Source organism: Burkholderia sp. JKS000303 (genome assembly GCF_002563755.1).
Classification (GTDB): domain Bacteria; phylum Pseudomonadota; class Gammaproteobacteria; order Burkholderiales; family Burkholderiaceae; genus Burkholderia; species Burkholderia anthina_B.
Genome location: NZ_PDBZ01000002.1, coordinates 867,487 through 889,033 on the forward strand (window position 1 = coordinate 867,487; position 21,547 = coordinate 889,033).

The window sequence follows — 21,547 nt, forward strand, 5'->3', positions numbered from 1 at the left end:
CTTCACCTGAATAAAAATAATGCGGGATATCGCGCGGCGCGAAGCGCGCGAGAATCCCGCTGTTCTTACGACGCGACTCGTTCGCTCATGCTTCGTCGGGGGCCGCGCGCCTTATCGTCCGATAGGAAGACCGGTTGGTTTGATCCAGCCCAGCCGATACGCAATAAGCAGCGCCAGAAACAACGTGATCGACAATCCGACGCGAGCCGCAAGCGACCGTGCCATGCGCTTGGTTGTGCCCCGGTCGTGATTCATGAAGTACAGCGCGGAAATCAAGCTGCCAATAATCAAAACGAATGCGACAGCAACCAGAAACGTCTTCATTTTCAGTTTGAATCAATGCAGCCGGCTTTTGCCGCTCGGCAGCAACGTCGCCGACACCCGATGCCGCTCGTGCTCACCGCAGGAGCTAACGAGATCTCGCCGCTGAAGGATTGCCACGGGCGTCCGCTTTAATCTCCGCGCGATCGGCACGCCGTCAAAATGCCGCGCAGCAAATCGACCGGCGGGGGCGGGCATCCGGGAATGGTCACATCGACGGGCAGGACCGACGAAACGGGGCCGCACACCGCATAGCTGTCGGCAAAGACGCCGCCCGTGCACGCGCACTCGCCGGCCGCGACGACCAGCTTCGGCGCCGGCGTCGCGTCGTACGCGGCAAGCAAGGCCGCCTTCATGTTCAGCGTGACGGGGCCGGTCACGAGCAGCAGGTCCGCATGGCGCGGGCTGGCGACGAATTTGATCCCGAGCCCTTCGATGTTGTAGTACGGGTTGTTCAGCGCGTGGATCTCCAGTTCGCAACCGTTGCACGAACCCGCGTCGATCTGCCGGATGCACAATGCGCGCCCGAGGAGGTCGAGAATGTCCTGACGAATCTGCTGCACCTCGTGTCGCCAGGCGGCTTCCGTGGCCGGCACGGGTTCATCGGGAAATTCGGTGCGCGCGAATTGACGGATGAGTTGCCACATCAGAGGTCGTGCCCCGCGTAGTTCAGGTTGAACGATTTGTTGATCAGCGGGAAATCGGGAACGATGTTGCCGATGATCGCATGCTCGAGCGCCGGCCAGTTCTGCCAGGACGGATCGTGGCAATGGCAGCGGGCGATGGCATCGCCCGCTGCCGTCTCGAGCGCGACGAATATGTCACCGCGCCAGCCCTCCACCCAGCCGACGCCGCTGGATGGCGCCGCCGCGGGCGCGACGCCGGTGACGATCGGCCCGTCCGGAAGCGTCGCCAGCAGTGCGCCGATCAGACGCAGCGATTCGTCGATTTCGGCAAACCGCACGGTGACCCGCGCGGCGACGTCGCCGCGCGCATCGCTTGCCGCCTTCACGGCCAAGTCGTGGTAAGGGGCCGGCCGCAGGTTCGCGCGCACGTCGAAGGTCTGGCCGCTGGCGCGGGCGGCCATGCCGCGCACGCCGAAATGCGCGACGACGTCGGCAGTCAGTCGACCGGTGCCGAGAAACCGGTCCTGCAGCCCGGACTGGTCTTCGTAGATCTTCCGCATCACGTGCACTTCGCGTGCGATGCGTTCGCACTGTTCGGCGAGGACCGCCGCGTCCTCGGGATGAATGTCGACAGCCAGCCCGCCCGGCACAATCCGGTCCATCAGGTATCGATGCCCGAAGATCCCGCCGTTGGTCCGTATCCAGTTCTCCTTGAGCCGCGAGAACTGCGCGAGACCGAACGCGAATCCGGCATCGTTGCCGAGCGCGCCCAGGTCGCCGAGGTGATTGGCGATGCGCTCGCGCTCGAGCAGGAGTGCGCGCAGCGCCAGTGCACGCGCCGGCACGGCCGTGCCGCATGCCTGCTCGAGCGCCATGCAATAGGCCCACGAGAACGCGACGGTCGAGTCGCCGGCGATCCGGCCCGCCACGCGATGCCCGTTCGATGCGGCCGTCCGTTCGAACAGTCGTTCGACGCCGCGATGCGTATAGCCAAGCCGTTCCTCGAGTCGCAGCACCTTCTCGCCGACGACCGAGAACCGGAAATGGCCCGGCTCGATGGTGCCGGCGTGAATCGGTCCGACCGCGATTTCGTGCACACCGTCGCCGGCAACCTGCACGAACGGATAATCCGCTTCGCTCGATTCGAATCGCTCGATTCCGGTGGCCTGCTTGCGCAGTGGGAAATAGTCGCCGGGCCAGTTGCCGTGATTGAGCCACGGGCGCGTGTCACGCGCATCGCGCTCGCGCAGGCCGGTCAGGTCGAAAATCGCGCGCTGCATGCGTGCGGCGGCGGGAAACATGCCCGCGAGATCGGGATAGTCGCCGTCGGCCTGCGGTTGCTGCCCTGTCGCGAGACGGACCCACAGGAGGCCGTCGTCGCATTCGTATGCCGCGTTGACCGACAACACGCGCCCCGGCGTTTCGCCGCCCCACATCGCAACGAGCCGGCTTTGCTCCATCCGCGCGGCCTGTGCGATCTCGAGCCATCGCGGTTCGTCGACGTCGACCACCGCAGCCGGAACCTGGCCTGTCTCGTGCCGGAGGCGAATCGAGCCGTCCGCCTGAATCAAGTCGAGTCGCATCGCTTACCCCGCCAGCATCGTCGCAGCCTGGCGGTACCACATCGCCAGATAAGGCGGCACGTACAGCCCCAGCATCAGGCCGAGTCCGAGATGCACGAACACCGGCAGCAGTGCCGGCCGGTGTTCGAGCGGCGTCGCCGTCGTCGTTTCGCCGAACACCATCCGCTGCACGCGCGCGAAGATCGCCGCGAACGCGACGGCGAGCCCGAGCAGCAGCAACGGCGCGGTCCACGGGAGCGTGTTCATGGCCGTCGTCAGGATCAGGAATTCGCTCGCGAACACGCCGAACGGCGGCAGGCCGAGAATCGCAAGCGCGCCGAGCATCATCGCCCAGCCGACCGCCGGGCTGACCTGCAGCAGCCCGCGAATACCGTCGATCGCCTGCGTGCCGGCCTTCTGCGCGGCATGGCCGACCGCGAAGAAGATCGCCGACTTGACGAGGGAATGGACCGTCATGTGCAGCAGCCCGGCGAACGTCGCGATCGGGCCGCCGAGCCCGAACGCGAACGTCATCAAGCCCATATGTTCGATCGACGAGTACGAGAACAGGCGCTTCACGTCCTTCTGCCGGAACAGCGAGAACGACGCGATCAAAACCGACACGAGCCCGAACCCGACCAGCAACCGCCCCGGCAGGCCATTGCCGAGCGCGCCGTCGGCCAGCACCTTGCAGCGCAGCACCGCATACAGCGCGACGTTCAGCAGCAGGCCGGACAGCACCGCCGAAATCGGCGTCGGACCTTCGGCATGCGCGTCCGGCAGCCAGCTATGCATCGGCACGAGGCCGACCTTGGTCCCGTAGCCGACCAGCAGGAACACGAAGGCGATCGACACGATCGTCGGGTCGAGTTGCGTCCTGACGGCGGCCAGGCTCGTCCACAGCAACGCATCGCCGTCGGTCAGTTGCCGGCTCGCGGCAAGGTACAGCAGGATCGTGCCGAACAGTGCCTGGGCGATCCCCACGCCGCACAGGATGAAGTACTTCCATGCGGCTTCGAGGCTCGCGGCGGTACGGTAGACGCTGACGAGCAACACGGTGGCGAGCGTGGCGGCTTCCATGGCAACCCACAGCACGCCGACGTTGTCGGTCAGCAGCGCGAGCAGCATCGCGAACATGAAGAGCTGATACATGCTGTGATAGAGCCGCATCCGCGCGGTCGTCATCCGGCCGCGGGCTTCCTCGATCTGCATGTAGGGTCGGGAAAACAGCGATGTCGTCCAGCCGACGAACGCCGTGAGCGCAACGAGATAGACATTGAGCGGATCGACGAAAAACGCCCGCCCGAATGCGAACGACGGCCCGTGCTCGACGGTGCGCGCGGCAAGCACCAGCGTTGCCGCGAGCGTCAGGAAGCTGAACCCTACATTCAGATGGCGCGCGACCCGGCTCGGTCGTACGCAGGCAAGGCCTGCCGCGCCCGCGAGCGGCAGGCCCAGCACGGTGAGCACGACGTCGGCGTCATTCATCTTTGAGTTTCTCGAGGTGATGGATGTCCAGGCTGTCGAACTGCTCGCGAATCTGGAACATGAAGACGCCGAGGATCAGGATGCCGATCAGCACGTCGAGCCCGATGCCGAGTTCGACGATCATCGGCATGCCGTTGGTCGCGGCCGCCGCCGCGAAGAACAACCCGTTCTCCATCGACAGAAAGCCGATCACCTGCGGAATGGCCTTGGCGCGCGTGATCATCGTCATGAACGACAGCAGCACGCACGCAAGCGCAATGCCGAGCGTGCCGCGTGCGACCGAGGTCGCGAGCTGGCTGATCGGCGCGGCGACATTGAACGCGATGATCACGAGGACGATGCCGATCAGCAGCGTGGTCGGAATATTGATGAGCGGCTCGACGTCGGTCGTGACGTCGAGCCTGCGAACGAGCCGATACAGGAACCACGGGATCACGCCGACCTTCAGCACGAGCGTCAGCCCGGCGGACACATACAGGTGCACGTCGTCCGTGACGAAGCCGAGGATCAGGTTCGCCGACACGAGCGCGACGCCCTGTAGCGTATAGAGATGGATCAGCGACAGGATCCTGCGCTGGCTCAGCATCGCGAACGACAGCATCAGCAGCACGGCCGCGAGAAAGTTGATCAGTTGCGTCGCGTAGCCGTGCATTCATGCCCCCAGCAGCAGGTGAACGAGCATGCCGATCACGGCCAGCAGGAAGGCGGTCGCCAGGAATTCCGGCACCCTGAAGAGGCGCATCTTCGCATTGGCCGTTTCGACCACGGCGAGCGCGACACCGCCCGCCGTCAGTTTGAGGAAGAGCACCGGCACCGCCAGCAGCAGCGCCACCGGATCGCCCGCATTCGCGATGCCCCAGGGCACGAACAGCGCGAGACCGATGCACGAATACGCGAACAGCTTGAGGCTTGCCGCCCACTCCATCAACGCAAGATGCCGTCCCGAATATTCGAGGATCAGCGCCTCGTGGATCATCGTGAGCTCGAGGTGCGTGGTCGGATTGTCGACCGGCAGCCGCGCATTTTCGGCCAGCGCGACCAGCGTGAACGCGATGCCGGCGAACGCCAGGCTCGGATAGATCGTGAGCTCGCCGCGGCCGAGCGTCGCGACGATGCTCGTCAGCAGCGTCGACTGCGTAATCAGCGAGGCCGACAGGAGCACCATCAGCAGGGCCGGCTCCGCGAGGAAACCGATCAGCATTTCGCGGCGGGCGCCGAGCGTGCCGAACGCCGTGCCGGCGTCCATCGCCGCGAGCGACAGCGTGACGCGCGCGAGCGCAAACAGGCCGACGAGCGCGATCGCATCGGCGGCGGGCGACAGCGGCAACTCGGTCGACAGCGTCGGCACGATCGCGCACGCGAGCGTCATGGCGGCCCAGACGACATAGGGCGCGCCGCGAAACACGGGGCTCGCGCCGTGCGCGATCACCGATTCCTTGTTGAACAGCTTGTGAAGCATCCGGTAGGGTTGCCAGATGGACGGCGCACGCCGGTTCTGAAGCCACGCGCGGCATTGGTTGACCCAGCCCGTGAGCAACGGCGCGGCCGCGATCGCTATCACGATTTCGAGGGTCTGCGAGATGACGCCGGACAGGGTTACCATCATCTCACCAACATCAGAAGTACGATCAGCACAACGAAACTGTATGTCAGGTAAACCGCGATCTTGCCTGTCTGCAGGCGGCCAGCCCAGTCGGCGGCGCGTTGCGTCAGTGCCGCGATGCGCGCGTAGAGTGCGGACCAGGTGCGATCGGTCACCGACACCCGGTAGGCCGGCTGTGCGTCGAATGGTGACGGCAGTTGCCGCTCGATGCGCAGCAGCGGCGCGAAGATTTCGCGGATCGGCTGCCCGAAGCCTTCCGCCGTATCCTGCATGCGCGCGGTCGTGAACGGGAAGCCGCAGCCCCAAGGAGCCGCGCGGCGCAACCGGCCGTGATAAAAACGCCGCACCAGCAGCCACGCGAGCCCGCAGCAAGCGATGAAGAACAGCATGAACGCGGCGGGCATGTAGCTGGCCCGAGCGGCCGATACGGGCGCGAACAGCAGCCAGCCATGATTGGCCGCGCCGACGCCGGCCCCGACCAGCGTGTGCGTGACGCGATCCAGCAGCTTGACGAATTGCGCGGGCATCAGCCCGAGCAGCACGCTGGCGGCCGCGAACCAGCAGAACGCGAGCCGTTCCCACGTGTTCGCGTCGCGGGCGCGGTTCAGCTTCGCTTCTCTCGGTTGCCCGAGGAACACGATGCCGAAGAACTTGACCATCGTGTAGCCGGCCAGCGCGGCCGACATGGCGACCAGTGCGGCGGCGATCGGCACCGTCATGGCGAGCACCGAATCGGGCAACTGCGGCGCGAACAGAAAACCCTGCAGCAGCAGCCACTCGGCCACGAAACCGCTGAGCGGCGGCAGGCCCGCGCTCGCCGCGACGCCCGCGAGTACCGCCCATGCGGTCCACGGCATAAAGCGAATCAGTCCGCCGAGCTTGCCGAGGTTGCGCTCGCCCGTGGCGTGGAGCACGGCGCCCGTGCCCAGGAACAGCAGGCTCTTGAACGCCGCATGCGCGACGATCTGATAGAGCATCGCGGTCAGGGCGAGCGCGGACAGGCTCGTCATCCCGTACGCGCGAAACAGCACCGCGAGACCGAGCGCGACGATCATCAGGCCGACGTTGTCGATCGACGAATAGGCGAGCAGGCGCTTCATGTCGACCTGGATGGTGCTGAACACCACGCCGAGCAGCGCGGTGCCGATGCCGAGCACGAGCAGCAGCACGCCCCACCACGCCATCTGCACGTGCAACAGGTCGAACAGGACGCGCAGCAGGCCGTACAGACCGACTTTCAGCACGAAGCCGCTGAGGAGCGCCGAGACCGGCGACGGTGCCGCGGGATGGGCCTCCGGCAGCCACACATGCAGCGGGAAGATCCCGGCCTTCGCGCCGAACCCGACGAGCGCGAACAGGAACGCGAACGACGCGGGGAGCGAATCCAGCGACTGCGCGCGCAGGTTGGCGAAGGTGTAGTCGCCGGTGCGCGCCTGCAGAATGCCGAAGCAAAGCAGCAGCGCGAGCGCGCCGACGTGCGAGATCAGGAAATACAGATAACCCGCCCGGCGGATTTCGCCGATCCGGTGGTTGGTCATCACGAGAAACGTCGCGGACAGCGTCAGTGTCTCCCAGGCGACCATGAACACGTACGCATCGTCGGCGATGAGCACCAGTGCGATGCTCGCGACGCAGACATGGTATTCGAAGCAGATCAGCCCGGGCGCGGCCCCTTCGCCCTTGCGGAAATAGCCGGCCGAAAAGGCGCCGATCCCCGTGCTGACGAGGCCGAGCACGAACAGGAAATAGCCGGACAGGCGGTCGAGACGCAGATGAAAGGGCAAGCCGGGAAGCCCGATCGGCAGCACCGCCGAAGAGGGCTCGGCAAAGATGCCGGCGAGGCCCGCCGCGCCGACGAGCAACCCGGCCAGTGCGCCGAGCGGAAACAGGCCGTGGGCCACCAGTCGCGTGCGATGCAAGACCCCGAGCCCCAGCGTACCGACCGCGAGCCACGCGGCCACGGCCAGCAGGACGAAATGGACGACCGGCACGGATGCCATCCGGAATGTCTCCAGTACGCTCGGGTTGGACGAGGTGGTTGGAATGGCCGCGGCTCCCGCGACGTATTCCTGTCCGCATTATGACACCGAAAATCAAATCTGGATAACAAGGTATGATAATGCCGTTATCATATAAACCTCATGCCTCCCCGGATGGATGCGCATGGCCGCGGCGATGGGTCGCGGCGCTCCGGGCTCCGTTCAGGGCGCCATTGCCCCGACCCTGGCGACTGAGGAAAGATCCTATGCCAGCGCAGTACTTCCGAAGCCTGACGGGAAAACACCGCAGTGCGGCCGCGAACCGCCAGCTCGGGTTTTCGCTTGCCTTTATCGCCGGCGCCGCCAATGCCGGCGGTTTTCTTGCGGTCAGGCAGTACACGTCGCACATGAGCGGGGTCGTGTCGACGATCGCGGATCAGGCGGCGCTCGGCGACGTCCGGCTCGTGCTGGCCGGCATCGGCTCGCTGGCGTCGTTTCTGGTCGGCGCCGGCTGCTCGGCGGTGCTCGTCAACTGGGGGCGTCGCCGCAGCCTGCAGAGTCAGTATGTGCTGCCGCTGCTGGTCGAAGCCGCGCTGCTGCTGTTGTTCGGGCTGCTCGGCAGCCACCTCGCGCTCTGGGAAGCGTTCTTCATGCCGGTCACGGTGATCCTGCTGTGCTTCATCATGGGGCTGCAGAACGCGATGATCACGAAGCTGTCAGGGGCGGAAATCCGCACGACGCACATGACGGGCATCGTGACGGACCTCGGCATCGAGCTGGGCAAGCTCTTTTACTGGAATCGCTCGCATGCCGATGTGCACGCGCAGGCGGTGATCGCCAACCGCGCGAAGCTCAGGATTCACGGAACGATGCTGACGTCGTTCTTCGTCGGCGGCCTGGCCGGCGCAATCGGCTTCAAGCATGTTGGCTACGTATCGACCGTGCCGCTCGCCGCGGCGCTCGTCACGCTGGCGATCGTGCCCATTGTGGACGACGTGCTTGAATATCTCTATCGGCTTGACCGCAGGTCATGAGTCAGCACAACGCGAAACGCAACCCAACTTCGGAGAACGCATGGTCGAAGAGCAAGTTCATGTCGGCGGACGCCTGGGTCTGAACGGGCACCGCTCCGCCCTTGTTGCGGCGACGGCGTCGCGCTACGCAAGCGAGGTCGCCTGCACGTCGCAAGGCAGAACGGCCAACGCCAAGGACGTGATGTCCGTGATGACCTTGTGTGTCCCCTCCGGCGCCCTGGTTCATGTCACGGCAATCGGTGCCGACGCGAGCGAGGTCGTTCGCGCGTTGGTCAACGTCCTGTCGGCGGCGGACCCTGCTTGAGGCGCGGCCGCCGAGCCCGATCGACACGCGCGCGCCGCACGCCTTCCGGTACCGCACGCCAAGGGCCAATGCATTACAATTCGATTAGCATATTTGCCGACTCTTCCCCGCAATGGAAACGAAAACCGCACGCTTGACCATCCTGATCGATCCCGCCAAGAAAGCCGCGTTCGACATGCTCTGCGCGGCTCAGGATCTGACGCCGTCGCAAGTCGTGCGGCAGTTGATTCGCGAATATCTCGATCAGCACGGCGTGAACTACAAGACAAAAAGCCCGCTCAGCAAGCGGGTGAAGCGCAGCGCGGCCTGAGCTCGAGGCAGTTCAGACGCCGATTTCCCAGTGCGCGTGTCCCTGCGCACGCCAGATCAATCGTTTCGGGTCCAGGCGCTCCCCTTCCTTCAGGCGCCGGGCGATCGACGAGAGCTTGAGTTCGCCGGCAAAAGCAAACGCAAGCACGCGCTCGAACAGCACTCGCCGGGACGGCAGGCGAAGCGGCCCTTTCCAGGCAAAGGCGACGAAATTGCTGTCGTCCTCGCATCGGACCACCGCATACGAAAGACCGAACACGGCGCTTAGCCGCTCGATGTATACGGGCAGCGACAGATCGTCGTCCGTGAGGTTGATTGCGAGCACCCCCGCATCGCTCAACCGCTCGCGACAGGCGGTAAAGAACGCGATATCCGCGCACCGGCTCGGCATCCCTTCCGCGACAAAGGCATCCAGGAGGATCACATCCGTGCGGACGTCCTCCCGGGTCACGTACTCCGCGCCATCCGCACAGATCACCTTGAACCGGGCATCGTCCGCGGGAATCCTGAACACGTCGCGCAGTGCGATGACTTCCGGATCGATTTCGACTGCGTCGATGGCGACGTCGGGCAGATGCCGATAACAGAATTTCGCCAGCGAGCCCCCGCCGAGCCCGATCATGCAGATGTGTCTCACGGCCGGGTACAGCAGCAGACATCCCATCATGGTTCGCGTGTAGCCGAGTGCAAGCTTGTCCGGCGTGCGCAGCGACATGAAGCTTTGGGTGGCCAGGTGATCGAAGTGCAGCGAGCGTGCATGCTGCGTCTCCAATACATACGGGCGCCCGTCGTTCAACGGGGTCGACAGAAATTTGACGAACGCATCGTAGGAGGTTCGATCCTGCTCCATGCTCGATAGCCCAGGTAAGCAAATAGTGGGTGGGATCCCCCGTGGCGAACCGCAACGACAATCGCGTTCGCCATCGGTGAGCACGCGGCACGTCATCGGCTCGCGGACGGACCGACTACCGATCAAGCGCACACAACATTATAATGCAATTCACATTTCCTTAACGTCGACTTATAATGCCTGCCAACCGCCGTTCGCCGGAATTGCGGGCGAATTTGCGGAGGTAGTCGACATGTTCGATATGGATGGGATGCTGCTGTTGCCCGATCGGCGCCCCGTATCCCTGCTGGAGGTTGCTGGAAGTCAGGGGCTTGTCGTGGTGGGCGTGGGGCGCGGCGGCGAGCGCGGTTTCCAGATGGTTCACCGCTTCCACGATGCGGGTGAACGACTGGCGGCAGCCGGTATCCATCTGGTCTTCGTTTATCCGAGGGAGTCGGCCCGGCATGTAATGGATCCGATCTCGGTGGCCAGTGCGCGATTCCGCCACCACCCGCGCCTGCTGCTCGACGTGGATGGCTGCTGTTTCGCGCAGGGCGTGTCTCCTCGATTGCTGAGGATCGTGTATCTGGGCGAGGAAATGAAGCGTCTCGCCGGCCTCGATATCGATCTGCGCAATGCGGCATGGGAAATTGAGTTCCAGGCGTTTCTGATGGCCTGCCAGCTCGCTCCGTCCCACTGAATACCACGATCCAATCTCACGGCATACGCGAGGAACATGGCAACCGTCGTCTATTTCGAAATAGGTTCCGCATGGAGCCGGAACGGTGCAGCGTCCGTGCGCGATGAGCTCGTGGACACGGCGCGCCGTTTCGACAGCGACATCCTGCTGATCGCGAACGGGCGCCACGGGAATGCAAAGGATGGCATGGCCATCTCGTCGCTGCAGGTACGGCGCGGCACGTCCGCGCAAGTCCTCGCAAGCGGTCCGGACGAAGCGGCAGCGCTGCATGCGCTTTTGCCCTTGCTGCAGGAGGGCTGACCCGCGTGCCACCTGTCGATCTCCCGTACCTGGGCCTGCGCTCGGCGTCCCCGGCCCAGGCCGCCGACAAGCCGATCGTCGTGGAAACCGAGCACCTCGTCTCGCTGTGCTTCGACGGCCGCGGCATGCAGAGCACCATGCTGCGGGCGGCCCCGGATGCCCTCGCACTCGGTTACACGCGCACGATGATGGGCTTCCTGTTGCTTCAGCCGGACCCCGCCCGTGTGGGCTTGATCGGGCTCGGCGGCGGTTCGTTGGTGAAGTATTGCTATCGGAACCTGCCGGACACCCATCTCACGGCAATCGAAATCAATCCGGATGTGATTGCCCTTCGCGACCGGTTCCACATTCCACCCGATGACGAACGACTGACGATCATCTGCGCGGATGCGGCGCAGCACTTGTCGACGACCGCGCGCACATTCGATGCACTGTTGCTGGATGGTTTCAATGCGGATGGCACGCCGTCGGAACTCTGCAGCGCTGCGTTCCATGACACCTGTCGCGCGCGCCTGAACGACGACGGCGTGCTTGTCGTCAATCTGCTGGGCGACGATCCGCGCCTGGGCGATCGTCTCGCGAGACTTCATGAAACGTTCGGTCATTCGGTCGCACTCGCACCGGCCGAGGACAGCGCAGGCAACGTGATCGCCTTCGCGTGGAAGCACGACGCACCGCTACCGTCGCTTGAAACATTGATTGAACGTGCGGATCGACACCGTGGACAGCACGGCATCGACCTCGTTGAGGCGGCCGTACGCATCGAGGTCGGCGCCGGTTACGACTGGACGCGCCTGAGTGCGTGTCTTGCCGTTTGAGTCCGGACATACAGCGCACCTGATCAGAATCAAATTTTTGGAGAAGCCATGAGCGAAAACGAAACTTCGACTGTTCCGACTATCTCGACATCCGCGATCTGGGCGCTGGAGCGCCTGGCCGATATTCGCTACGGTCGCGATACGCCCGCGCTTGGCTGGTCCATCACCCGGGAGCTCATCGGCGCCGGATTTGTGCGCTATCCGACGAACGGTCGCGGCAGCGTTTCGATTACGGCGGCCGGACAGACGTTCCTGAAGAACCGGAAATAATTTTTGCCGACGTCACTCGAGAATCGCACGGTCGACATGACAAAAGGCTGAACGTGCTTTCCTGCTTGCGGTCCCTTGTTGCGCGACGCAAATCCCGACAGCTTCCCGCGATTCATTTTCAATCCCGGCCGATCGCGATCGAGCCAGGCATCGACCGTGCGCACCATTCGGGCTGGGAAGTCGTGATCCTGGCGGCGTCCGGCGACACCGTCGGCACAGCGATATACAGTCTGGCGCCACGAACCGACCGGGTCTACATCCATCGGCTGGACATTTGCCCGTCGATGAGACGCCGCGGCCATGGCCTCACCTTCCTGTCGTATCTGCATCGAACGTACCCGTTGCCGATTACCGCCATCGATGCACCGCCGGATGCCCGATCGTTCTGGTGCGCCGCGAGCGCTTTTCGATCCGGCGCATTGCGGGTGACGTCCGGACAATCCTCCGATGCGTTTCGCGACGAACTGATTCAATGGCAGTATCGGCAGGCGGAAATACTGGGCTCGCGCCCACCATCATCAGAATCATCGGAAACCTAACCAATCTGGCTGGCGTGGTCGCTAGCACCGCGCCTGCCCTGTCGACAGTCGTCCCGATCCACGCGGCAAACGCCGGCGGGGCACGGCCACCCAGTCGCGGAACGACGATCACGCCGCCTGCGCAATCCATGCAGCGGCCGCGGCCACGTTCGTTCACGCCGTCGCGGTTTCACGCTGCAACGCCGGCAGCGCCAGATTCGCGCGGAAATCGCCGCCGACATAGTCGGTATCGAGCAGATCGCGCCGACGCAACGCGGGGAGCAAACCGTTGAGCAGCAAATCCTCCTGATCGGGCTGGCCGAGCCCGTGCAGCGACAGCACGTCGACGAGCCCCGCGCGGTAGCGCGTTTCGATCGCATCGGCGAGCTGCTCGGGCGTGCCGGCGACGAACCAGTGGCCGGTCTCCTGCGCGCGGATGATCAGCTCGCGCAGCGTGAGCCGCTGGCGCGCATAGCCGACGAAGATCGCCACGCGTCCGCGCCGTCGCTGCACGCTGTCGATCTCCGGCAGCAGCGCTTCCGGCAACGGCTGGTCGAGCGGCAGGTCGCGCAGGTCGATGCCGCCGCCGAGCATGTCGGCGAGTTTCAACCTGCCTTGTTCGTAGTCGATGCGTTCGTGCTTGTCGCGCAGCCGCCGCGCGACATCGGCATCGGATTCGCCGATCACCGAATGAAACGAGTTCATCACGAGCGGCAGCCGGTCGCCGCGACCGAATGCAACGGCCTGCCGGTGCAGCTCGGCGACGAACGTGCGCGCATCGTCGAGCGTCGGCTGCGACGTGTAGACGACTTCGGCATACCTCGCGCCGAGCGATACGCCGCTGGCCGACTGTCCGGCCTGAAACAGCACGGGCCTGCGCTGCGGCGACGGCGGCACGTTCAGCGGCCCCTGCACCTGAAAGTGCGCGCCGCGGAAGTCGATTGCGCCGAGCTGGCGCGGATCGACCGAGATGCCGCCTGACGGCCCGCGCCGCGTCGCGGCCGGATCGTTCGCGTCGAACAGTGCGTTGACGACTTCGACGAATTCGGCCGCACGCGCATACCGCTGCTCCGGATCGGGCAGCGCCCCATCGCCGAAATTCTCCTCGCCGACCGACGACGTGACCGCGTTCCACGCGGCGCGGCCACCGCTCACATGATCGAGCGTGCCGATCAGCCGCGCGAGGTTGTACGGATGGTGATACGTCGTCGACACCGTCGCGACGAGCCCGATGGCCGAAGTCGCCTGGCTCAGCGCCGCGAGCGCGACGATCGGCTCCTGGCTGCCCGTGCTACCGGCGAGGCCGGCCGCATCGGCCTGCAGCAGATCGGCGGTGAACAGGCCGGTGATCTTCTCGGCTTCCGCCTTGCGTGCGAGCGCTGCCGCGCGCCGCACACCCTGCGCCACATCCGTATCGCCGGGCGCGTACAGCACGCTCGCGGCCCCGACGAGCGTTTTCAGTCGTCGCGCGCCGCTCACGATGCGGCTCCGGTCGTCGCGCGACGGCATGCGGTGCGCGCCGTGCGTCGTTCACCCTGGTCATTCATCTGTATTCCTTGAGATTCCAATCGGTCGGAGGTTGGAGGACGCATGTCGGCATCGCAACGGGCAACGGCGAGCGCGCTCGCACGGACTCGTCCGGCATGCGCCAGCAACGCGCCGCGAGGCGCGCAGCCACTGACCATAACGCAAGCCCCCCAGGCGGCAGGAACCAATATTTTCGGCTTTCGATATTCCTCTTGATTGTTTGACCGCGCGAACGGCAGCGAAAAATAATTCGTCATGCCAACCCGTTGATCAGGCCGCTTCGACCCGCGCCGATCGCATCATCATGACGCTCGACGCCACTCGCTCCGCTTCCGCTTTGTCCGCCTTGCCGTTCCGCTTGAGCGTGCTCGACAAGAGTCCCGTTGCGCCGGGAGAAACCGCCGCCGACGCACTGGCGCGCAGCGTCTCGCTCGCGCGCTTCGCCGATGCCGCCGGCTATCACCGCTACTGGCTCGCCGAGCATCACAACACGGCTGCACTCGCATGCCCGTCGCCGGAGATCCTGATCGCGCACGTGCTGGCCCATACCCGGCGCATCCGTGTCGGATCGGGCGGCGTGATGCTGCAGCACTACAGTCCGTACAAGATCGCGGAAAATTTCAACCTGCTCGCGTCGCTCGCGCCGGGCCGCGTCGATCTCGGCATCGGCAAGGCGCCGGGCGGCCTGCCGCTGTCGACGCGCGCGCTGCAGGCCGGCTACGATCCGGCGCACCGCCCGTCGTTCGCCGATCTCGCCGACGCGCTGAATCGCCATCTTCAACACACGGGCATCCCGCACGACGCATCGGACGACACCGCCGCACTGCACGCGACACCGCACCCGCCAGTGCCCGCGCAACCGTTCCTGCTCGGCGCAAGCGCGGAAAGCGCCACGCTTGCCGCGACGCTCGGCTGGGCGTTCGTCTATGCGTCGCATCTGAACGCCTCCGCGAAGGATCTGGAACACGCGTTCGATACATACCGCCGCGCGTCGGGCGGGCGTACGCCGCTGCTCGCGGTGTCCGCGATCGTCGCATCGACGCGCGACGCAGCCGCGCAACTGGCGAGCGGGCATCAGGGCTTTCGCGTGCAGGTCGGCGACACGCCGGCCGTCAACGTCGGCAGCCTCGAACAGGCACACGCGTACATTCGTCAGGCAGGCAACGGCCCGCACCGGATCGACCCGCGCGAAACGCGCATCGTGCACGGCACGCGCGACGACGTACTGCACGCACTCAACGCGTTGCACCACCGTCACGGGATCGACGAATTCGTCATCGACACGCCGCTCGCCGACGCCGCACCGCGAATTGCGTCGCTGCGGCTGCTGGCCGGCGCATCGGCACTGAACGAACCGGATTCGCAAGACTCGAGCACGCGCACGGCCGCACACCAACCGGACTTCGAGGGCGCCGCGCCATGACCGACACGATCCGCATCGCCGGCGCCGACGACGTGCCGGCCCTCTATGCGTTGCTGCAGGACGCATACGCCCCGCTCGTCCCGCAGGGCGTGCACTTCACGATCACGCGCTCGCCGATCGAGCGGGTCGCGCAAACCGTCGCGCGCGAAACGACGTTCGTGCTGGAGCACGCGGCACCCGACGGCCGCTCGACCCTCGCCGCCACGTTGACCGTGCGGTTTCCGTGGGTATCCGGCGAACGCCATCGCACGCCGCATCCGTTCCTGCACTGGTTCGCGGTCGCGCCGGCGTTCAAGCGGCAAGGACTCGGGCACCTGCTGCTCGATCACGTCGAGACGCAATTCCTGACCGCGCAGGTCAAGGCGCCCGCGACGTATCTCGCGACCGCGACCGATCATCCGTGGCTGCAGTCGTACTACGAGCGCCGCGGCTACGTGCCGTTCGATCGCTCGACCAACGCGCTCGGCACGCCGCTCGTCTGGCTCGGAAAAATCCTGATCCCGGATCTCTACGCGGATCCGGCGACGGCCGACACCGCACCGGACGGCCTGCACATCCCCGCGAACGCGTAACGCGCAGGCCCATCCTGCCGCGCGTACTGCATCCGCTGTCCTCCCTCTCGTGAAAGGCTTCAACGCATGACTCTCGCATTTCCGGATTCCGCTTTCCGCGCGTCGCGCCGCACCGCATCGACCGCCCTGCTGCTCGCCCTCGCGATGCCGTATGCGGCGTTCGCCCAGGGCACGCCCGTCTCCGGCGGCACGCTGACCTGGGGCGTCGAGACGGAGCCACGCACGCTGAATCCGCAACTGAACGGCCAGGACAAGGTCGAGCTGCTGCTGCGCAACGCGTACGAAAGCCTGCTCGCGCAGAAGCCCGACGGCAGCTACGTGCCGTGGCTCGCGACCGGCTACAAGGTCTCGGCCGACGGCAAGACCTACACGTTCACGCTGCGCGACGGCGTGAAGTTCACCGACGGCGCGCCGTTCGACGCGCAGGCCGTCGCCCGCAACGTCCTGAACGCGCGCGAACTGTCCTATTCGGCCGGCAGCCAGCTGGCGCAGCTGATCTCGCACGTCGCCGACGTGAAGACGCCGGACGCGCATACGGTCGTGATCACGCTCGACGCGCCGTATGCGCCGTTCCTGACGTTCGCCGGCCGTCTGCCGCTGCTGTCGCCGAACGCGTTCGGCCGGCCGAGCCTGAAGTCGGGCGGCCCGGACATCGCGGGCACCGGCCCGTTCATCCTGAAGCGCTACGTGAAAGGCCAGGAAATCGAGTTCGCGAAGAACCCCGACTATCGCTGGGCGCCGCCGACGGCGGGCCACCAGGGGCCCGCATACCTCGACCGGGTGGTCTACCGGTTCCTGCCCGAATCGTCGGTGCGCACCGGCGCACTGTTGTCCGGCCAGGTCGACGTGATCGAAGGCGTGTCCGGCAACGACGCGGCGCTGATCCGCAAGAACGCCGATTTCACGTACCGCCGCGCGCTCAACACCGGCACGCCCTACTCGCTGTTCCTGAACGTCGACTACGGCCCGACCCGCGACGTGAAAGTGCGCCGCGCGCTGCTCGAAGGACTCGACGCGACCGGCATCGTGCAGTCGATCTACCGCGGCGAGCGCACGCGCGCATGGGGCATCACGTCGCCGATCGATCCGCTCTACGACGCCGCGGTCGAAAAGACCTACGGCAACAATCCGGCGCTTGCGAACCGGTTGCTGGACGAAGCCGGCTGGCAGGCACGCGACGGCAGCGGCTACCGGACCCGCAACGGCGAACGCCTGACGATCGCGGTGATCCAGGCGCAGGCGACGGTACGCGACCAGCGCGACGTGCTGCTGCAGGCACTGCAGGCGCAAGCGCGGCAACGCCTCGGCGTCGACCTGAAGATCCAGTACGTCGACGACGGCACGTACGTCGAAGCGCGCAAGAGCGGCAAGTTCGGCTCGATCGCGAACTCGAACACGCCGCCCGACGGCATCGACATCGAAGGTCACTACCTGCCGGTCGGTCATGGCGGTGCGCTGAACTACAGCCGTGCGTCGGCGCCCGAGCTGACGCGCTGGCTGCAGGCGGCCGCGCGCACGCAGAACGTCGCGCAGCGCAAGCAGCTGTACGGCGAGCTGCAGCACTTCGCGATCAACGAGCAGGCGTACGCGGTGCCGCTGTACGAACCCGAAGACCAGATCGCGGCCGCGAAGGCGGTCCAGGGGCTGCGCTTCCGCTCGTTCGCACAGATGCCCGAGAACCCGTACGACGTGTGGGTGAAGCAGTAAGCCGGCGCGTAGCGGCCCGCTTGCGCATCACGGTTCGCGCCGAACCGACAGGAGATTTCCCAGATGAACCATTCGACCTCCGCTCCCGTCTCCGTCCCCGACGCGCTGCCGGCTGCGCCGTCGCCGGCCGCATGGCGCCGCTGGCCGGGTTCGCCCGTCGTCACGCGGCTCGCCACCGGCGTGCTCGTGCTGTGGGCCGCGATCACGCTGTCGTTCGCGGCCGTGCATCTCGCGCCGGGCGACATCGTCGGCATCCTGATCGGCGAGCAGGTGAGCACGCCCGAAATCGAGGCCGCGATCCGCCAGGAATGGGGACTCGACGAACCGCTCGCGCTGCAATACGTGCATTACCTGTGGCGCGTGTTGCACGGCGACTTCGGCCGCTCGTACATCCTGAACACCGACGTCGCGCCGCTCGTGCTCGGCCAGCTGTGGCCGACGCTGAAGCTGACGGGCGCGGCGCTCGTCGTGACGGTCGTGTTCGCGGTGGGCCTCGCGGTGCTGACGGCTGGCCGCCGCTGGGCCGGGCGCGCGGCGTCCGGCGTCGAGCTGCTGCTGGCGTCGACGCCGTCGTTCTGGCTCGGGATCATGCTGCTGTTCGTGTTCAGCTTCACGCTGAAGCTGTTCCCGGTGGCCGGCGATCGCGGCTTCGCGTCGCTCGTGCTGCCCGCGCTGTCGCTGGGGCTCGCGCAGGGCGCGGTGATCGGCCGCGTGCTGCGGCAGGGCATCGAGCGCGCGCTCGACGAGCCGTATGCGCTGACGGTGCGTTCGTGGGGGATCGGCGGGCTCGCGCTGCGCGTGCGCCATGCGCTGCGCCACGCGGCGCTGCCGGCCGTGACGCTCGCCGGCTGGCTCGTGGGCGGGCTGCTGAGCGGCGCCGTGATCACCGAGCAGGTGTTCGGCCGGCCGGGCCTCGGCAAGGTGACGGTCGACGCGGTGCTGTCGAAGGACATGTCGGTGATCCTCGCGATCGCCATCCTGTCGGCGGCGATCTACGTCGCGCTCAGCACCGCCGTCGATCTGCTGTACCTGCTGATCGATCCCCGCCTGCGCGAACGCCGCGCACGGCATTGAACCGGAGGCACCGATGTCCACTCCCGTCGCCCTCGCGTTGCGCCCGCACGCGGCACGCAGCACGGCCGGCTGGCTGTACCGCCATCCGGGGCTGGCGCTCGCCGCCGTCTATCTGCTGCTGAACGTGGTCGCCGTCGTCGCGCCCGGCTGGCTCGCACACTACGATCCGCTCGCCGCCGACCCGCTGTCCGCGCAGCTCGGCAGCAGCGCCGAACACTGGCTCGGCACCGACCAGCTCGGCCGCGACATCTACTCGCGCGTCGTGTATGGCGCACGCTACTCGCTGTCGATCAGCGTGGCCGCGATCGGCGTCGCGACGCTGTTCGGCACCGCGCTCGGGCTGCTCGCCGGCCTCGCCCGCGGCTGGCTCGACGAGTTGATCACGCGCCTGCTCGACGTCGTGTCCGCGTTCCCCGACCTACTGCTCGCGCTGATGCTGATCTCGTTCACCGGCCCCGGCGCGGTGAACCTGGTGTTCGCGCTCGGCGTCGCGTCGGTGCCGCGCTTCGCGCGCGTCGTGCGCGCGCAGACCTTCGTCGTCGCGTCGTCCGGCTACGTCGAGCACGCGCGCACGCTCGGCCTCGCGCCGGCGGTGCTGGTCTGGCGCCACGTGCTGCCGCACGCGATCGCGCAGGTGCCGGTCCTCGCGACGGTCGGCCTCGGCACCGCGATCATCGGCACGTCCGGGCTGAGCTTTCTCGGGATGGGCCCGCAGCCGCCTGCCGCCGAATGGGGGTTGATGCTCGCCGAAGGCCGCAACTATCTGTACAACGCGTGGTGGATCGCGGTGTGGCCCGGTCTCGCGATCACCGCGGCCGTGATCGCGGTGAATGCGCTCGGCGGCTACTGGCAAGCGCGCTTCGAGCGCCGGGAGGCAGCATGAGCGAGACCGGAGTCGTGTCGCACCCAACGCCCGCGCGTGGCGCGCCGGTGGTCTGCATCGAGCAGTTGACGGTCGGGTTCCGCGGCGCGCACGGCACGCGGCCCGTCGTCGGACCGCTCGACCTCACGCTGCATCCCGGCGAATGCGTGGCGCTGGTCGGCGAGTCGGGTTCCGGCAAGTCGGTTACCGCGCGCAGCCTCGTCGGACTGAACGGCCCGCATGCCACTATTGACGCGGCGCGCTTCGACATCGCCGGCACCGACGTGCGCCGCCATCGCGAACGCGACTGGCGCGCGATTCGCGGCCGCCGGATCGGCTATGTGCTGCAGGACGCGCTGGTGTCGCTCGATCCGCTGTGGCGCGTGCGCGACCTCGTCGCGGAAGCGCTGCACGATACGCGGCGTCGCGATGTCGCCGCGCGCAGCGCCGACCTGCTGCGCGCGGTCGGCATCGACGACCCCGAGCGGCGGCTGCCGCAGTATCCGCACCAGTTGTCGGGCGGCTTGCGGCAGCGCGTGCTGATCGGCACCGCGATCGCGGGCGGCGCGTCGCTGCTGATCGCCGACGAGCCGACCACCGCGCTCGACATGACCGTGCAACGCCAGATCCTGTCGCTGCTGCGCGCGCGCCGCGATGCCGGCGACGCGGTGCTGCTGATCAGCCACGACCTCGCGGTCGTCGCGGAGCTGGCCGATCGCGTGCTCGTGATGCGTGGCGGCCAGATCGTCGAGCAAGGGCCGGCACGCGACGTGTTGCGCGCGCCGACGCATCCGTACACGCGCCAGTTGCTCGCGGCGATTCCCACGGCCGCGTCGCGCGGGTTCCGGCTCGCGGCTACCGCGCGCGTGCCGCTGCCGCCGAAGCGCATCGATACGGGTGCGCCGGTATTGGCCGTCGACGCGCTGACGAAACGCTACGGCGGCCGCGACACGCCGGCCGCGGTCGACGGCGTGTCGTTCACGCTCGCGCGCGGCGAGACGCTCGGCATCGTCGGCGAATCCGGCTCCGGCAAATCCACGGTCGCGCGGATCGTGCTCGGGCTCGTCGAACCGGACGGCGGCACCGTCGCGCTCGACGGTCAGCCGTGGAACGGCGTGCCGGAAGCCGCGCGGCGGGCGCGCCGCGCGCGGTTGCAGTTGATCGCACAGGATCCGTACAGCTCGTTCGACCCGCGCTACCCGGTCGGACAGATCGTCGGCGAAAGCCTCGACGTGGCCGGTATCCACGGCGACGCGCGGCGTCGGCGCGTGCTGCAGCTCCTCGACGAAGTGCAGCTCGGCGCCGGTTGCATCGACCGCTATCCGCGCGAACTGTCCGGCGGCCAGCGGCAGCGCGTCGCGATCGCGCGCGCGTTCGCGTCGAATCCGGCGCTGCTCGTCGCGGACGAGCCGGTCAGCGCGCTCGACGTGTCGATCCAGGCGCAGGTACTGGACCTGCTCGCCGACCTGCAGGCCGAACACGGCACCGCGATGCTGTTCATCTCGCACGATCTCGGCGTGGTGCATCACGTCGCCGACCGGATTCTCGTGATGCGCGGCGGCCGCGTCGTCGAAAGCGGCCCGGTCGACCGGGTGTTCGGCGCGCCGTCGCACCCGTACACCGTGTCGCTGCTCGACGCGCTGCCGACCCTGCCCGACGCGCCGGCAACGGCGCCGCTGCCCGCCCTCGCCTGACCTTTGCCCTTCACCGAACCTCTGCCG

The 21,547-nt window shown here is 66.8% G+C and carries 23 protein-coding genes; 14 read left to right on the plus strand and 9 right to left on the minus strand.

Features of this window, described 5'->3' with window-relative positions:
* Positions 1-111 precede the first annotated feature (111 nt).
* From BX604_RS25950 to hyfB, 7 genes are all read right to left on the minus strand, one after another.
* Positions 112-324, minus strand: coding sequence for a twin transmembrane helix small protein (locus tag BX604_RS25950; RefSeq protein ID WP_098553657.1), 213 nt, complete (start codon positions 322-324; stop codon positions 112-114).
* Positions 325-452: 128 nt separating this feature from the next.
* The gene (locus tag BX604_RS25955) at positions 453-968 is read right to left on the minus strand and encodes an NADH-quinone oxidoreductase subunit B family protein (RefSeq protein WP_098553658.1); all 516 of its coding nucleotides are present in this window, start codon (positions 966-968) and stop codon (positions 453-455) included.
* Positions 968-2,530, minus strand: a complete 1,563-nt coding sequence (locus tag BX604_RS25960) for a hydrogenase large subunit (RefSeq protein WP_098553659.1) — start codon at positions 2,528-2,530, stop codon at positions 968-970. Before BX604_RS25960 ends, BX604_RS25955 begins: the two co-directional genes overlap by 1 nt.
* Before the next feature lie 3 nt (positions 2,531-2,533).
* Positions 2,534-3,997: a hydrogenase 4 subunit F gene (locus tag BX604_RS25965; RefSeq protein ID WP_098553660.1), complete on the minus strand. Its 1,464-nt coding sequence runs from the start codon at positions 3,995-3,997 to the stop codon at positions 2,534-2,536.
* Entirely contained in the window at positions 3,990-4,649 is a 660-nt protein-coding gene (locus BX604_RS25970; RefSeq protein WP_098553661.1) for a formate hydrogenlyase, read from the minus strand. The genes BX604_RS25965 and BX604_RS25970 overlap by 8 nt, the downstream gene beginning before the upstream one ends.
* On the minus strand, positions 4,650-5,600 hold the full coding sequence (locus BX604_RS25975) for a respiratory chain complex I subunit 1 family protein (protein WP_096507020.1): 951 nt from the start codon (positions 5,598-5,600) through the stop codon (positions 4,650-4,652). It abuts the gene before it with no gap.
* Positions 5,600-7,600: a hydrogenase 4 subunit B gene (gene hyfB / locus BX604_RS25980; RefSeq protein ID WP_098553662.1), complete on the minus strand. Its 2,001-nt coding sequence runs from the start codon at positions 7,598-7,600 to the stop codon at positions 5,600-5,602. The genes BX604_RS25975 and hyfB overlap by 1 nt, the downstream gene beginning before the upstream one ends.
* 245 nt (positions 7,601-7,845) lie before the next feature.
* Here hyfB and BX604_RS25985 point away from each other — a divergent pair, with 245 nt between their 5' ends.
* From BX604_RS25985 to BX604_RS25995, 3 genes are all read left to right on the plus strand, one after another.
* The gene (locus tag BX604_RS25985) at positions 7,846-8,613 is read left to right on the plus strand and encodes a YoaK family protein (RefSeq protein WP_096507022.1); all 768 of its coding nucleotides are present in this window, start codon (positions 7,846-7,848) and stop codon (positions 8,611-8,613) included.
* Between the two features lie 40 nt (positions 8,614-8,653).
* Entirely contained in the window at positions 8,654-8,917 is a 264-nt protein-coding gene (locus BX604_RS39120) for an HPr family phosphocarrier protein (protein ID WP_179894882.1), read from the plus strand.
* Positions 8,918-9,029: 112 nt separating this feature from the next.
* On the plus strand, positions 9,030-9,227 hold the full coding sequence (locus BX604_RS25995; protein ID WP_096507023.1) for a ribbon-helix-helix protein, CopG family: 198 nt from the start codon (positions 9,030-9,032) through the stop codon (positions 9,225-9,227).
* A 12-nt stretch (positions 9,228-9,239) separates the two neighbouring features.
* Here the strand turns inward: BX604_RS25995 and BX604_RS26000 are convergent, their stop codons facing one another.
* Positions 9,240-10,076 (minus strand): fused MFS/spermidine synthase, encoded by an 837-nt coding sequence (locus BX604_RS26000; protein WP_098553663.1) that lies wholly within the window; start codon positions 10,074-10,076, stop codon positions 9,240-9,242.
* A gap of 232 nt (positions 10,077-10,308) precedes the next feature.
* Here BX604_RS26000 and BX604_RS26005 point away from each other — a divergent pair, with 232 nt between their 5' ends.
* The 5 genes from BX604_RS26005 (at position 10,309) to BX604_RS39745 (ending at position 12,682) form a co-directional block, all read left to right on the plus strand.
* Entirely contained in the window at positions 10,309-10,755 is a 447-nt protein-coding gene (locus tag BX604_RS26005) for a hypothetical protein (RefSeq protein WP_098553664.1), read from the plus strand.
* Positions 10,756-10,791: 36 nt separating this feature from the next.
* Positions 10,792-11,055, plus strand: coding sequence for an HPr family phosphocarrier protein (locus tag BX604_RS26010; RefSeq protein ID WP_098553665.1), 264 nt, complete (start codon positions 10,792-10,794; stop codon positions 11,053-11,055).
* Between the two features lie 5 nt (positions 11,056-11,060).
* Positions 11,061-11,873, plus strand: coding sequence for a fused MFS/spermidine synthase (locus BX604_RS26015; protein WP_098553666.1), 813 nt, complete (start codon positions 11,061-11,063; stop codon positions 11,871-11,873).
* 48 nt (positions 11,874-11,921) lie between these two features.
* Positions 11,922-12,143 carry a hypothetical protein gene (locus tag BX604_RS26020; RefSeq protein ID WP_098553667.1) on the plus strand — a complete coding sequence of 74 codons (222 nt, stop codon included), beginning with the start codon at positions 11,922-11,924 and terminating at the stop codon, positions 12,141-12,143.
* 65 nt (positions 12,144-12,208) lie between these two features.
* Positions 12,209-12,682 carry a hypothetical protein gene (locus BX604_RS39745; RefSeq protein WP_257146427.1) on the plus strand — a complete coding sequence of 158 codons (474 nt, stop codon included), beginning with the start codon at positions 12,209-12,211 and terminating at the stop codon, positions 12,680-12,682.
* Positions 12,683-12,835: 153 nt separating this feature from the next.
* On the opposite strand, the gene BX604_RS26030 is transcribed toward BX604_RS39745, so the two are convergent.
* Positions 12,836-14,140 carry an NtaA/DmoA family FMN-dependent monooxygenase gene (locus BX604_RS26030; protein WP_179894883.1) on the minus strand — a complete coding sequence of 435 codons (1,305 nt, stop codon included), beginning with the start codon at positions 14,138-14,140 and terminating at the stop codon, positions 12,836-12,838.
* Between the two features lie 352 nt (positions 14,141-14,492).
* Here BX604_RS26030 and BX604_RS26035 point away from each other — a divergent pair, with 352 nt between their 5' ends.
* The 6 genes from BX604_RS26035 to BX604_RS26060 all read left to right on the plus strand — a co-directional run bounded on the left by BX604_RS26035 (position 14,493) and on the right by BX604_RS26060 (position 21,520).
* The gene (locus BX604_RS26035) at positions 14,493-15,611 is read left to right on the plus strand and encodes an MsnO8 family LLM class oxidoreductase (protein ID WP_098553669.1); all 1,119 of its coding nucleotides are present in this window, start codon (positions 14,493-14,495) and stop codon (positions 15,609-15,611) included.
* On the plus strand, positions 15,608-16,183 hold the full coding sequence (locus BX604_RS26040) for a GNAT family N-acetyltransferase (RefSeq protein ID WP_098553670.1): 576 nt from the start codon (positions 15,608-15,610) through the stop codon (positions 16,181-16,183). The genes BX604_RS26035 and BX604_RS26040 overlap by 4 nt, the downstream gene beginning before the upstream one ends.
* Positions 16,184-16,249: 66 nt before the next feature.
* Entirely contained in the window at positions 16,250-17,890 is a 1,641-nt protein-coding gene (locus tag BX604_RS26045) for an ABC transporter substrate-binding protein (RefSeq protein ID WP_098553671.1), read from the plus strand.
* A 63-nt stretch (positions 17,891-17,953) separates the two neighbouring features.
* Entirely contained in the window at positions 17,954-18,964 is a 1,011-nt protein-coding gene (locus tag BX604_RS26050) for an ABC transporter permease (protein WP_098553672.1), read from the plus strand.
* 13 nt (positions 18,965-18,977) lie between these two features.
* Positions 18,978-19,847, plus strand: a complete 870-nt coding sequence (locus BX604_RS26055; RefSeq protein ID WP_098553673.1) for an ABC transporter permease — start codon at positions 18,978-18,980, stop codon at positions 19,845-19,847.
* The gene (locus tag BX604_RS26060) at positions 19,844-21,520 is read left to right on the plus strand and encodes a dipeptide ABC transporter ATP-binding protein (RefSeq protein WP_098553674.1); all 1,677 of its coding nucleotides are present in this window, start codon (positions 19,844-19,846) and stop codon (positions 21,518-21,520) included. Before BX604_RS26055 ends, BX604_RS26060 begins: the two co-directional genes overlap by 4 nt.
* Positions 21,521-21,547 lie beyond the last annotated feature (27 nt).

Bases quoted from the DNA above. Each gene is read 5' to 3' on its own strand.
- BX604_RS25950 (WP_098553657.1), bottom strand. From the start codon at position 324: ATGAAGACGTTTCTGGTTGCTGTCGCATTCGTTTTGATTATTGGCAGC.
- BX604_RS25955 (WP_098553658.1), bottom strand. From the start codon at position 968: ATGTGGCAACTCATCCGTCAATTCGCGCGCACCGAATTTCCCGATGAA.
- BX604_RS25960 (WP_098553659.1), bottom strand. From the start codon at position 2,530: ATGCGACTCGACTTGATTCAGGCGGACGGCTCGATTCGCCTCCGGCAC.
- BX604_RS25965 (WP_098553660.1), bottom strand. From the start codon at position 3,997: ATGAATGACGCCGACGTCGTGCTCACCGTGCTGGGCCTGCCGCTCGCG.
- BX604_RS25970 (WP_098553661.1), bottom strand. From the start codon at position 4,649: ATGCACGGCTACGCGACGCAACTGATCAACTTTCTCGCGGCCGTGCTG.
- BX604_RS25975 (WP_096507020.1), bottom strand. From the start codon at position 5,600: ATGGTAACCCTGTCCGGCGTCATCTCGCAGACCCTCGAAATCGTGATA.
- hyfB (WP_098553662.1), bottom strand. From the start codon at position 7,600: ATGGCATCCGTGCCGGTCGTCCATTTCGTCCTGCTGGCCGTGGCCGCG.
- BX604_RS25985 (WP_096507022.1), top strand. From the start codon at position 7,846: ATGCCAGCGCAGTACTTCCGAAGCCTGACGGGAAAACACCGCAGTGCG.
- BX604_RS39120 (WP_179894882.1), top strand. From the start codon at position 8,654: ATGGTCGAAGAGCAAGTTCATGTCGGCGGACGCCTGGGTCTGAACGGG.
- BX604_RS25995 (WP_096507023.1), top strand. From the start codon at position 9,030: ATGGAAACGAAAACCGCACGCTTGACCATCCTGATCGATCCCGCCAAG.
- BX604_RS26000 (WP_098553663.1), bottom strand. From the start codon at position 10,076: ATGGAGCAGGATCGAACCTCCTACGATGCGTTCGTCAAATTTCTGTCG.
- BX604_RS26005 (WP_098553664.1), top strand. From the start codon at position 10,309: ATGTTCGATATGGATGGGATGCTGCTGTTGCCCGATCGGCGCCCCGTA.
- BX604_RS26010 (WP_098553665.1), top strand. From the start codon at position 10,792: ATGGCAACCGTCGTCTATTTCGAAATAGGTTCCGCATGGAGCCGGAAC.
- BX604_RS26020 (WP_098553667.1), top strand. From the start codon at position 11,922: ATGAGCGAAAACGAAACTTCGACTGTTCCGACTATCTCGACATCCGCG.
- BX604_RS26035 (WP_098553669.1), top strand. From the start codon at position 14,493: ATGACGCTCGACGCCACTCGCTCCGCTTCCGCTTTGTCCGCCTTGCCG.
- BX604_RS26040 (WP_098553670.1), top strand. From the start codon at position 15,608: ATGACCGACACGATCCGCATCGCCGGCGCCGACGACGTGCCGGCCCTC.
- BX604_RS26045 (WP_098553671.1), top strand. From the start codon at position 16,250: ATGACTCTCGCATTTCCGGATTCCGCTTTCCGCGCGTCGCGCCGCACC.
- BX604_RS26050 (WP_098553672.1), top strand. From the start codon at position 17,954: ATGAACCATTCGACCTCCGCTCCCGTCTCCGTCCCCGACGCGCTGCCG.
- BX604_RS26055 (WP_098553673.1), top strand. From the start codon at position 18,978: ATGTCCACTCCCGTCGCCCTCGCGTTGCGCCCGCACGCGGCACGCAGC.
- BX604_RS26060 (WP_098553674.1), top strand. From the start codon at position 19,844: ATGAGCGAGACCGGAGTCGTGTCGCACCCAACGCCCGCGCGTGGCGCG.